Source organism: Kitasatospora putterlickiae (assembly GCF_039527695.1).
GTDB classification, from domain to species: Bacteria; Actinomycetota; Actinomycetes; order Streptomycetales; family Streptomycetaceae; genus Kitasatospora; species Kitasatospora putterlickiae.
The window spans coordinates 51,417-52,252 of record NZ_BAAAKJ010000132.1 but is presented as its reverse complement, the minus strand read 5'-3'; the positions used below and the strand labels follow the sequence as shown (position 1 = coordinate 52,252).

Genomic DNA, 836 nt, shown 5'->3' with positions numbered 1-836 from the left:
TCCATGCGGTGGGGGCACTCCCGGCCGCCAGGCTGGGGGCGCGTCGCCCGGCAGGCGGGGGTTTGAAGACGGACCCTAGGATCGGTGCCATGTCGCTGCCGCACGCCATCCTCACCGCCCTGCTGGAGAAGCCGTCCTCCGGTCTGGAGCTGACCCGGCGGTTCGACAAGTCCATCGGCTTCTTCTGGTCCGCCACCCACCAGCAGATCTACCGCGAACTGGGCCGCCTGGAGGCCGCCGGGCTGATCCGGGCGCTCCTGCGGACGGGGCCGGTGCGCGGGCAGAAGAAGGAGTACGAGGTGCTGCCCGCCGGGCGGGCCGAACTGGAGCGGTGGACGGTCGCCGCCGACGAGCCCCGGCCGATCCGCGACCCGCTGCTGCTGCGGCTGCGCGCCGCCGCAGTGGTCGGCGCGGCCGGACTCGATGTCGAGCTGCGCCGTCACCTCGCCCAGCACCGGCAGCAGTTGGAGCACTACGAGGAGATCGAGCGGCGCGACTTCCCGGCCGGGGCGGAGCATGACGGCGACCCGCTCCAGCACGCCGTGCTGCGCGCCGGGATCGGCCTGGAGACCTTCTGGGTCAGCTGGCTCGCGGAGACCCTCGACGCCCTGCCTCCGAGCCGGAACGACCTGCCCTGACCTGCGGCGATGCCCGCCGGAGGGGCGGGGCGCGGCCGTCGGTGGGAAACTGGACGCCTGTCCCTGTCCGACCTCTCGACCGGGGGCCCGTATGTCTCTCCCGAGGCCTCTCCCCGCCCTCACCGCGGTGGCCGTCACCACGGTGCTCACCTTCGGCGGAGCCCAGCTCGCCGCCGGCTCGGCGGGCGCACCCCCGCG

Annotated in this window: 1 protein-coding gene; it reads left to right on the top strand. The window is 74.4% G+C overall.

Annotated features, from left to right (window positions below; genetic code table 11):
* Positions 1 to 89 precede the first annotated feature (89 nt).
* On the top strand, positions 90 to 638 hold the full coding sequence (locus ABD308_RS14270; protein ID WP_344333495.1) for a PadR family transcriptional regulator: 549 nt from the start codon (positions 90 to 92) through the stop codon (positions 636 to 638).
* The last annotated feature ends 198 nt before the right edge of the window (positions 639 to 836 follow it).